Annotated in this window: 14 protein-coding genes; 7 read left to right on the top strand and 7 right to left on the bottom strand. The window is 45.4% G+C overall.

Annotation, left to right across the window (positions count from 1 at the left end):
• Positions 1-45: 45 nt before the first annotated feature.
• The 4 genes from PN466_RS24175 to PN466_RS24160 form a co-directional block, all read right to left on the bottom strand.
• The gene (locus PN466_RS24175) at positions 46-480 is read right to left on the bottom strand and encodes a type II toxin-antitoxin system VapC family toxin (protein WP_271944850.1); all 435 of its coding nucleotides are present in this window, start codon (positions 478-480) and stop codon (positions 46-48) included.
• Entirely contained in the window at positions 467-730 is a 264-nt protein-coding gene (locus tag PN466_RS24170; protein WP_271944848.1) for a FitA-like ribbon-helix-helix domain-containing protein, read from the bottom strand. Before PN466_RS24170 ends, PN466_RS24175 begins: the two co-directional genes overlap by 14 nt.
• Positions 731-763: 33 nt before the next feature.
• Positions 764-1,126 carry a four helix bundle protein gene (locus PN466_RS24165; protein ID WP_271944845.1) on the bottom strand — a complete coding sequence of 121 codons (363 nt, stop codon included), beginning with the start codon at positions 1,124-1,126 and terminating at the stop codon, positions 764-766.
• 73 nt (positions 1,127-1,199) lie between these two features.
• Positions 1,200-2,492: a serine/threonine-protein kinase gene (locus tag PN466_RS24160; RefSeq protein ID WP_271944843.1), complete on the bottom strand. Its 1,293-nt coding sequence runs from the start codon at positions 2,490-2,492 to the stop codon at positions 1,200-1,202.
• Positions 2,493-2,801: 309 nt separating this feature from the next.
• Between PN466_RS24160 and PN466_RS24155 the strand changes: the two genes are divergently transcribed.
• Both PN466_RS24155 and PN466_RS24150 read left to right on the top strand, forming a co-directional pair.
• Positions 2,802-3,269 (top strand): XisH family protein, encoded by a 468-nt coding sequence (locus tag PN466_RS24155; RefSeq protein ID WP_271944840.1) that lies wholly within the window; start codon positions 2,802-2,804, stop codon positions 3,267-3,269.
• Complete coding sequence (locus tag PN466_RS24150) at positions 3,257-3,592, top strand: XisI protein (RefSeq protein WP_271944838.1); 336 nt, start codon at positions 3,257-3,259, stop codon at positions 3,590-3,592. Before PN466_RS24155 ends, PN466_RS24150 begins: the two co-directional genes overlap by 13 nt.
• 81 nt (positions 3,593-3,673) lie before the next feature.
• On the opposite strand, the gene PN466_RS24145 is transcribed toward PN466_RS24150, so the two are convergent.
• The gene (locus PN466_RS24145) at positions 3,674-4,087 is read right to left on the bottom strand and encodes a hypothetical protein (protein ID WP_271944835.1); all 414 of its coding nucleotides are present in this window, start codon (positions 4,085-4,087) and stop codon (positions 3,674-3,676) included.
• A gap of 5 nt (positions 4,088-4,092) precedes the next feature.
• Positions 4,093-4,710, bottom strand: a complete 618-nt coding sequence (locus tag PN466_RS24140) for a serine/threonine protein kinase (protein ID WP_271944832.1) — start codon at positions 4,708-4,710, stop codon at positions 4,093-4,095.
• 324 nt (positions 4,711-5,034) lie between these two features.
• On the opposite strand from PN466_RS24140, the gene PN466_RS24135 reads away from it, so the two are divergent.
• The 5 genes from PN466_RS24135 to PN466_RS24115 all read left to right on the top strand — a co-directional run bounded on the left by PN466_RS24135 (position 5,035) and on the right by PN466_RS24115 (position 9,714).
• Entirely contained in the window at positions 5,035-5,877 is an 843-nt protein-coding gene (locus PN466_RS24135; protein ID WP_271944830.1) for a YaaW family protein, read from the top strand.
• Complete coding sequence (locus PN466_RS24130; protein WP_271944828.1) at positions 5,874-7,118, top strand: O-antigen ligase family protein; 1,245 nt, start codon at positions 5,874-5,876, stop codon at positions 7,116-7,118. Before PN466_RS24135 ends, PN466_RS24130 begins: the two co-directional genes overlap by 4 nt.
• Before the next feature lie 51 nt (positions 7,119-7,169).
• On the top strand, positions 7,170-7,799 hold the full coding sequence (locus tag PN466_RS24125) for a Uma2 family endonuclease (RefSeq protein WP_271944826.1): 630 nt from the start codon (positions 7,170-7,172) through the stop codon (positions 7,797-7,799).
• Positions 7,800-7,897: 98 nt separating this feature from the next.
• On the top strand, positions 7,898-8,812 hold the full coding sequence (locus PN466_RS24120; RefSeq protein WP_271944823.1) for a serine hydrolase: 915 nt from the start codon (positions 7,898-7,900) through the stop codon (positions 8,810-8,812).
• Between the two features lie 50 nt (positions 8,813-8,862).
• Positions 8,863-9,714, top strand: coding sequence for a hypothetical protein (locus PN466_RS24115; protein ID WP_271944820.1), 852 nt, complete (start codon positions 8,863-8,865; stop codon positions 9,712-9,714).
• Positions 9,715-9,997: 283 nt separating this feature from the next.
• On the opposite strand, the gene PN466_RS24110 is transcribed toward PN466_RS24115, so the two are convergent.
• Positions 9,998-10,240: transposase (locus PN466_RS24110; RefSeq protein ID WP_271944817.1), on the bottom strand; the 243-nt coding region annotated here is incomplete at its 5' end.

Genomic DNA, 10,240 nt, shown 5'->3' with positions numbered 1-10,240 from the left:
GCGTAAGACTTCCGTCAAGGGAGCAGCAACCGTTGAAGCGTCAACTCATCTGGAATTCAAGCAGTTATCGTTATTTGATACTGCTTGAATAGACAGGGAATCCCCGTCCAGAGCGAAGCGGCGGGCGGGGAGGATGTCAAAACTGTTGCAAATACTAGCAATTTGAGCATCAGCTTGAGATATGGGCTTACCCATTCGTCTTCTTTGGGTAGCAATTTGGGCAAAAGATATCGCTGCTTTTTCATCAAAGGGTAAAATTCGCCCGGGAAACTCTTCCTGGAACATCAATTGAGCCGCTTGACTGAGTTCATTTTTGCGTTTTCCAGAAGGCAACAAAGCAATACCATAGAGAACTTCAGCTTGAGTGATCGTAGTTGTAAAAAGATTAGAGATCGGTTGATTTGAGACCCATTGATAGACTTCTACATTGCCCTGGGGTCGCATGAGTTCAGAGATAATATTAGTATCAAGTACAATCATGTAAATCGAGAAAATCAGGCGGTTCTCTTAAAGGCTCTCTAGGAATCGTGGGCAGTTCAAAATCATCGAATTGAGAGAATCTTTGCTTAATGGCTAAGGCAAGATTTAATGGGGGTTGATCTGGTTGGGTCAAAGCATCAGAGAGAATTTGCTTGGCTTCTGCTTCTATTGAGCGCCCATTCAATTTCGCTCGCTCTTGTAGGAGAGTGCCGAGATCATCATCAAAATTGTCAATGGTGATACTGGTCATAATCTTGGGGGAACGGGGAACAGGGAACAGATTTTAACGTTCTAACTTCTTGATCAGATTAATAATCATTCTACTTTCTTCTTTCAATAAACTCAAAATCATGTCTATCTTTTCTGTTTCACATAGCCCTACTCTTTGAGATATAATTAGATGAGTTTCTAGTTCATAACCTGAACCCTGGGCAATATTTAAAAATCTTACATAATCTCCTCTAGATCTTCTACCATATCCTTCAGCTATGTTAGCTGAAATAGAAACCGCACTTCTTCTAATTTGCTGAACCATCCCGTATAACTCATCTTTAGGGAAAAGCCTAGTCAAAAGATAGCACTGTTGTGCAATATCCATCCCTTTTTGCCAAATTTTTAAATCTTTGAAATCGTTAATCTCTGTCATTTAGGTATATATCTGATTAAACCGTTCCCTGTTCCCTGTTTCAAACTTATTGAAATTCGGAAAGCCTTACAGGTTACAATCTACAAGTCTCGACGCGAGAGAAGAGAATCGCATTCCCAATTATATCCCAATCCATGTTAGGCAAGTGTCCTCTTATACTCAAAGGAAAAGCGAGGTCATTGTAGTTCATCCATTCTCCGTCCTTGCACCAGCCCACGCGATCGCCAAATTTTTCCAAGATTTCTAGATCAGACTCCCTCCTGCCGCCCAAACTCTGGTAAATTTTCTTCTGTACAGAAAACCCCCATTGACCCTTGCTATATTTGACCCATAACCGGTCAATCGTTCGCAGGTCAGTACAAGGAAAATTATCAATATCTTCAGTATCCAGACAACCCCTTTTTTCTTTTCCCGTCACTTTCAGCATTCTCTCGGCTGTTTCGATATCCGCTTCCCTCCACTGCTGCTGCTGCAACAGGTGCTGCAACCGCCGATAATCAACCCCTTTATCCGAACTTAAATCATCCTCCTCTTCCCCAGAAAACGACCCCAACCACTCCTCCATCGACTGCGGACGTTTTTCCGGCTCTAGCGCCATCGCCCACAAAATGGCATCATTCACCTGAGAACTAATCGACGCATATTGAATCGGTTCAATTAACCGCTCATTATCCAATTTTCGCGCATTAGAAAGCGTCGGCACTTGTTGCGTCACCCCATAATATAACGAAGCGCCCAATGTATAGATATCGCACTGTTTTTCTCGTTTTCCTAACATCAACTGCTCATAGGGTGCAAACGCTTCATTCCCGAATTTTCGAGAAAACGAACTGGGGGGACAATCTCCAGCAATGCCAAAATCAATTAACACCGCTTCCTTTTGCGGACGAATCATAATATTCATCGGCGTGACATCCCAATGCAGCAACCCCCGCTTGTGAACCTCAATCAAAGCGTCTCCAATCTGCCGCACATACCGCACTGCCTCCGTTTCGGGCAGTTTCCCGCGCTGATGCACCTCCATCTCCAGCGTCTCCCCAGCAATAAAATCCATCACCAAGCAATCAATCTCAAACCCCGGATAGTTCTGATGGGGTTCCCGAAACAAATCAAACACGCGCACAATATGGGGATGGGGCTTTTCCTGTGCCAACTGAGCCAACTGCTTCCCCTCATCCCGAAACCGCTCCACAAACCGGTTATAGTTCGGCTGTTTCCGCAACCACGCGCCAATCGCCTTAATCACGCAAAACGAATCCAAATCAAGATGTTTGGCCTTATACGTGAGTCCAAATCCACCTTGTCCCAACTCATCGACAATCTCATATCGACCCCCACCAATGCGTTGTCCCCTTGTCCAATACATGATAATCGTCTGCTACGCCATACTTCCTATTATTCCACAAGATTTTGCCCTCTCTCTTTCATGTCCGAAGGAAAATCCCTCTCCCACGAGCCACGCTGCCCTCTGAGCGCCCCCTTCGACTCCGCTCAGGGGGCGCTGTAGGGAAGCTATAATCAAGGCGTAGGGTGCGTTAGCGACAGCGCAGGGCACCTACTGGATTGTTTCATCTAAAATGGTGCATTAGATTTTGTTTGTAGTGAGGGATTGAGCAATCTCCAGCTAGGCTTTTAAGCACGAAGAGTGCTTACTACAAACAAAGCCCTATTTTAGATGAAACAGTCCACTACTACCCTGACTACAATCCACAACCTCACTCAATCCACTATGGCCAAAGACCTATTTCATGATGTGGTGAAAACTGCCTTAGAAAAAGAAGGTTGGCTGATTACTGACGACCCCCTAGAAATTAAGACCGGTGGCGCTACCGTAAAAATTGACCTAGGAGCTGAACAAATCCTAGCCGCAGAACGAGATAACAAAAAAATTGCTGTTGAAATTAAGAGCTTTCTTGGCCCCTCTAACCTGTATGAATTTCACGGAGCTGTAGGGCAGTTTATGACCTATCGCCTTGCCCTACAAGCCAAACAACCGGAACGCACTCTTTATCTAGCCGTTCCCCTAGATATCTACCAACAATTCTTTTCACTTCCCTTTGTACAAATGGTTGTGAATCACTATGAAATTTCGTTAATTATTTATGATTCCGTTGAAGAGGTGATTGCAGAATGGAAAAAATAGAGCGCTATCGTTCCTACATCCAAGAACTGTTAACCGAACACGCTAAACCCTTTAAATCTGAGGGAGAAGCGCAAACCGAACTCATTTTCGATCTCCAACGCGACCATTATCAAGTCGTCAATACCGGTTGGGAAAACCGCAGACCGCAGTATGGATGTACTTTGCACTTGTCGATTAGGAAAGACAAAATTTGGATACACCATGATGGTACAGAAATTGGTATCGCTAATGAGCTAGTGGAAAAAGGAGTGCCTAAATCTGATATTGTTTTAGCTTTTCGCGAACCTTTGATGCGTCCATACACCGGATTTGCTGTTAATTAATTTCTAGGGTGGGGACGGGTTTAGTGAGTCGATGGTTTCTCTTCTAGATTTTGGTTAAACTCGCCCCTACAAAATCCATTTTTAATTTTTAATTTTTAATTGGTTTGGTGTGGGTTCTACTTGAGGAGATGGAGTCGAATTTTTCCAGCTCATCCACGCAATATATAGCCCAGCTACCGTACCTAATGCTGCCACTATCCCTGCTATTGCTCCCACTGCTCCCCACTTTGGGCTATCAAAACAATCTAAACTGAGTCGATATCCCCCTAATTTATTTAACCACTTTTTCACTGTTTGCGGTCGAGCATCTGGCTTAATTTTCATGCCTTCCTCAATGGCATTTTTAACCCGGTCAGAAATCTCTGGATTCAACTCTGTCACCGATTTTAATGTTTGCTTACCACGATCTCGGTCATCTGTACTAGGGGGAACGACACCGGTTAATAACCAATACAATACTGCCGCTAAACTATAAACATCACTCCACGCCCCCAATTTTCCTAACTCTTTATCCGTCCGATACCACTCCAGCGCAGAAAATCCATCGGAGGCAAAAGTTCGACTTTTTTTCTAAATCCACGAGACGGCGCTCTGGAAAAATCAAATCCAATTAACACGGCTTCATCCGTTTTTTGCCGGATTAAAATATTATTCGGTTTAACATCTAAATGCACTAACCCTTTTTTATAGACAGCGATTAAGGCCTCTCCAATTTGGCGAATATAGCGCAGGGCTTCTTTTTCCGGTAAAACTCGCTTGTCTAAGTCCTCTAAGCTGACCTTGGAAATATATTCCATCGGTAGACAAACTAATTCATTCTCATAACTATCTGTTTCTATAAATTCTTCATCAATCAATTTAACCACATGGGGATGATCGCGCTGGCCTAATCGGGTCGCTTCCTTGTGTAATTTATTATTTAAATCTTTGATTTCTGCTGGTGTTTTGGTCGTGTTTTTGCCATCAAACATCTTCAAGGCTTTAATCACCAAACGTTCTTTGTTCTCACCCTCAGTATAATAAGCCAGAAAGGTCGAGGAAAAACGCCCAGGCTCTAACGGTTTCTCAATAGTGTATTTGCCGTTTTCTCCGATTTGATCCCCTGTGTTCCAAACCATAATTGCTACCCCCTAGCATGACTGGAATTATGAATCATTGTATCCTGTTGAACTCCTTGCTAAATTACTTAGATCAAGGGGAAAGGGGTAGCAGTTGATTATACTGTTGCCTCTGGGTGCTGGGGAGGAATGGGCCGATCGCCAGAAAATGACAACGCTGAAGGTCTGGCCAGCTAGGGATGGCGATCTCACGGTAAAATGGAAAGCGGACTTCAACCCAACTCTAAAATTTTCAATAGTATTAACCGTTTTCAAATCATCTTTACTGTAGATTCTATAAATAATCGGAGTTGACCGCCCCCCAATTCAGTTGAGGTAAAGAATGTGGATGAACTAAGAGCAGTCCTAGAACTAGCCACAGAAGAAGAGTTACAGCAGTTAACCCATCTGCTATTTCAGCGTAAGCTAAACCCCCTAGATTATGTTTATACCCCCGATCCGATCGCCGTTCAAAGTCAAAATCGCCAACAGTGGATTGATACCATAGAAGAGCGCTTCCAATTCTTAGCTGCTGATGGCTTCACCGTTTTACGGGGACAAACCCAAACTATTACCTATCGCCAAGTGCTCATTCAAGTCTCTCGTTATCTCAAACTGCCCTATTCTCAGGAACTCTCCACCACAGAACTCGAAGCCGAAATCTTTTTACACCTGATTCGTCGCTCCTGGAAAAAGCTACCAGCCGAGCAAAAACGAGGCTTAAAAGAGCGTATCCGTAAAGCACTCGCAAAAGCAGATTTTGCCGAACCTCTGCCTTTATCGACTCAGAAAGACCCGATCGCTGTATTTCTGAAAGGGGGATGTGCCTTAGCCGTCAATTCTGTGATTCGGCCCCTGTTGGTGCAAAAACTAGCCCAACAATTTGCTCTCCATTTTGCTGCCTATCAAGCTGCAAAACAAGCTTTGGTGCGCGGGGGAGCGATCGCCGCCACCAAGATTCAATCCCAAATTATTCTGCAAAAAGCAAGTCTTGGTATGGCGACTAATGCCGCTCGCTATGGGGCAGCCAGAACCCTGTTTGCCGTCCTAGGGCCGACCCTGTGGGCCTGGTTTTTTGCCGATCTGGGCTGGCGGGCGATCTCCACCAACTATACCCGTATTATTCCCATGATCTTTGCCCTCGCCCAAATTCGGCTTACCCGTTCCACCGCTTGGGAAATGGCATGACCTCTGCATCTGACCAAAGACCCTGGTTTTGCCTGCAAGGTTGGTTAGCCACCTTTGTGTTTAGCCCCTTATTGGGATTACTCTTGGGGCTAGTCTTCTTCTTTGACATGGGACGCGATCGGGGAGAGGTCGCCTTACGTCGCCCCCTCACCCAAGCCTCGATCATTTTTGCTTTAGGCTTAATCTTGACGTGCTTACTGGCAGAGTTTCCAGGAGAAGCAGCCCTCGGTTTAGCCCATTTTCTGCCCTTTATTCTGTTGTTGGTTGGCCTCGGAGAGCTGATCGGTACATCAGGTCATCTGCGTCGAATGGCCACCTGGGTAGTATTTTCTTCTCTACCAGTCGCCATTATTGGCTTAGGGCAACGGTTTTGGGGATGGTCAGGGCCCATCCGATGGCTGGGTATTGTCATTGACTGGCCGCTAACGGCGGGTGGTATCCCTCCCGGCCGTATTTCTTCCATATTTGGCTATGCCAATGATTTAGCCGCCTATCTCGCGGTCGTTTGGATACTCGCTTTAGGATTATTGCTAGAAAAACAACCCAAAAAACGCTGGTTTTGGATCGGCTTAGGAGTAACCACCGTTTTAGATGGCATCACCTTATTTCTGACCCATTCGCGCAATGCCTGGGCGATCGCCGCCTTAGCCGTTTTAGCCTATGCTCTCTATTGGGGATGGCGCATGTTAGTCGCCGCAGTGATGGCTGTCTGTGGACTTATCCTGTGGTCGGCTTTTGGGGTCGATCCATCCCGCCAATGGGTGCGGATGGTAGTCCCTGCCTATATTTGGGCTAGGCTCACCGATGAGATGTTTCCCGATCGCCCCCTAGCGCAACTGCGATCGACCCAATGGCAATTTGCGATCGACTTAGTCCATCAACGCCCTTTTCTCGGTTGGGGACTGCGGAGTTTTTCCCCACTCTATGAAACCCAAATGAACTATTGGATCGGTCATCCCCACAATTTACCCTTAATGCTACTGGCCGAAATGGGTATTCCCCTAACCATTTGGTTCTTCTGTTTAGTCACCTGGATCTTAGCCAAAGCCACCCATCTCCTCTCCCGGTTACCCCGTCAAACTGAAGGGGCAATTTTATTCAGTTATCTTCTTGCTTTTGCTGGAATTAGCCTCTTCCATCTTTTAGATATTACCCTCTTTGACTCTCGTATTAATTTCCTCGGCTGGTGGCTCTTGGGGTCAATCTTAGGATTAGTCTATAGCACTGGGCGCAGACAATAGGAACATAGGGAAAACCTGGTTTTCCTCGTTGAACTTTGAGAAAAGTGATCGATGACTCAAGCTAAAGCCGAACCCAAAGTATACAGTTTTGATCAATTTATAAGTTGGTATCCTGAAAACTCAGAAGTCCGATACGAATTGCATGATGGAGTGATTATCGAAATGCCCAAGCCCAAGGGGAAACATTCTGATTTAACAGGTTCCCTGATCGAGCAACTCTTGATCGCGATTCGGCAGATGGGCAAAGGAGGGATTTGGACAATTCCTAGAGAATCTATTGTCAAGCCCACAGGGGACAAATCAGGTTATGAACCGGACATCATTGTTTTGAACAAAGACATTATGGGTGCGGAAGCTCGGTGGGAAAGCGAATCTATTATTCAACATCCTGATTCAGTCAAATTAATTGTTGAAGTCGTTTCTACGAATTGGCGCGATGATTACTACAATAAACTGCGAGATTATGAGGAAATGGGTATCGAGGAATATTGGATTATTGATTATGCAGCCTTGGGGCCGAGAAAGCTGATCGGCAACCCCAAGCAGCCAACCTTTTTTGTTTGTAGCCTGGTTGATGGGGAATATCAGATGGCTCCCTTTACTGAAGATACTCCCATTGTTTCTCCTACTTTTCCCCAGTTCAATTTATCGGCACAGGAGATTTTTAACCTAGCTTTATAGGAAAATGTCATCAATCATACGGCGATTTACTGATGCTCCTGTATTAGGGTCACTAAAGCAAGCTGGGCCCAACTTAGACCTATTTTTAATGGATTAACATGACTTTTTTCCACAAAGATAAAGACTTAGCTCATCTGGGATATCAGATCTTGGATAATACTTGGACTGCTTTTCCCCAACTGAGCCAAGATCAAGTGGCGCTCACTTGGGTGGTTTATGACCCTCCTATTTGGGTAAATACAGGAGGAGCGCTATCGGCTGAAGAGTTCTGGAAACACCCGGTGAGGGGATTTGAATATCGAGGAAAACAGGCGATCGCCCCTGCGCATTTGGTCACCCTGTTTTATTTAGTCGCTATCTATGAGTGGTTGGAAACAGGTATGGCTCTTCCTAGTGCAGAATTGGAACGAGCCATCCAAGATATGATCCGCGATCGCAATCCTGATGCTACCAGTTTAGTCCTTGATGTGTTGACCGGAACGACGAGCGGACCCACGTTTTCCGGCGGCCCCTTTGAAACCTGGAAGTCCCAACGTAATATTGTTAACCGCTATTTTCAGTCCTTGGGATGGCCAGAATTAGAGTCTATTAACGTAAACCAAAAGAATTGGACGTATGGAGCTTATGGCCGCGATCGCCTATTTTTAGGCCCCCAGATGGAAAACCAAAATCGCTTAACCACCAATGCCACCGCTCGCCTACTACATAGTATTATCGGTGGCGTAGCCGTTTCCTCCAAATCCTCTCAGGAAATGATGGCCTTGATGCGCCAGAAAATTGACCCTAATCTAGACTCTATCCTCGGTTTCTTGGGTCAAGGTCTACCGCCAACGGCTGCTCTATGGTCAAAATCGGGCTTAATGGGAACGCTGCGCCATGAAAGCGCCTATATTGAAATGGGGGATAATCTCCGGCCCTACTTACTGGTCATTTTTACTGAACAAAGCCAAAATGTTCACCTCCTGCCCTTTATTTCCCAGCAAGTGGTAGCCGCCATGGGCAATCTAGCTTAAGATATCCCTGGAGCGAGTATCCGTTTCATCGAGGAGTGACATTAACTATCATGGTTTTAAGGCATATTAATCTATATTTATTGCTTAATCTGGCGGGTATTCTGGCGATCGCGTCAGCGATGTGGAGCATTATCTCCCCCCAACCCACATCAGCCCAAACTCTAAGGGAAAATCCGACTAAATCTCAAGGGTATGCGCCCCTAGAAGCGCCCTATATAGCCCCAGAGATTCCCGTAACCCCCACTGCCATTAGTCCAGAAGCCTTTGAAGCTACCCTCGATACGGTACGCACCCAAACCCTTCCCCCCCCTAGCTTCACCTCCCCTCAACACGTGAAAGCTACCTCTAACTCTGAAGTCCCAGGACAAGGGAGTACCAATGCCCAAGGACTCGGAGCAACTAACGTTTCTGGACAATTCGCCCAAGCTCCAGAAGGTCAGAATAGCTACTCAGTTGAACGTCGGCGGTACGAACGTGCCCAATACTATAATGGCTTTAGCTATATTGGTTTAGGGGGAACTATTGGCTTTCATGGTGAATCTTCTCTCGGTAGTTCTGGCGGTACCTTGTTAACGCGAGTTGCCTTTACCGAAAATTTTTCCTTCCGTCCCTCGGTAATTATTGGGGATGGTACGAGCATCACGATTCCCTTTACCTATGACATTCCCTTCAGTCGCGAACCCTACGCCCCCCCTGTCACTCTCTTTATCGGCGGTGGGTTTGGTTTAGACCTAAGAAATGGTACTCATGGGCCCTTAGTTACCACTGGCATTGATGTGCCCTTTAGCAATAACTTTACGTTTAATGCCACCTTAAATACTGGCTTTTGGGATGCGCGAGCTGTAGATTGGGGATTAACCTTAGGAGTGGGTTACAACTTCCCTGGTTTGTTCTTCCGTTAATCAATAGGCTTCTTGTAGAAGTCAGGCAATAGGCAGAAGAATAGATAATTATTGGATTACTATTCATAGTATGCCCATTTATGCAAGACGTCTAATAATTAAATAGATAATGTCAGTTTTGGTTAAGCGATCGTTGACAAGAAAGGTCTTGAAGCCAAGGGAAGGCTCTTAGATTGATGACAATGGGTAATTAGCCCAGCTAACAAGATTAATGAAGAAACTGACAGGACTACGATTGCGGGTGTGTTCAAGAAAGAGAAATATTTTTGCTTAAGGGGTGATATCAAGTCCGTTGAATAAGTTGTGATATAGCAGTGAGTTCACTCCACCCGTAAAAATCGGTTAACCCTCCAATTAATTCTGGCTGTTTCAATAAGGTTTGGCAACGCTGGTACAACACTTCTTCTAGCTGATCGAGATTCTCAAACGAGCGATTAGCAATGGGTTCATCTACCGCTGGCCACAATCTTTCCGCTGGCTGCAATTCGGGAGAATGAGAGGGTAAAAAGATTAAATGGAGTCCTTC

This window comes from Roseofilum reptotaenium CS-1145 (genome assembly GCF_028330985.1).
GTDB lineage: Bacteria > Cyanobacteriota > Cyanobacteriia > Cyanobacteriales > Desertifilaceae > Roseofilum > Roseofilum reptotaenium.
This window is presented reverse-complemented; position numbering and strand designations above follow the sequence as displayed.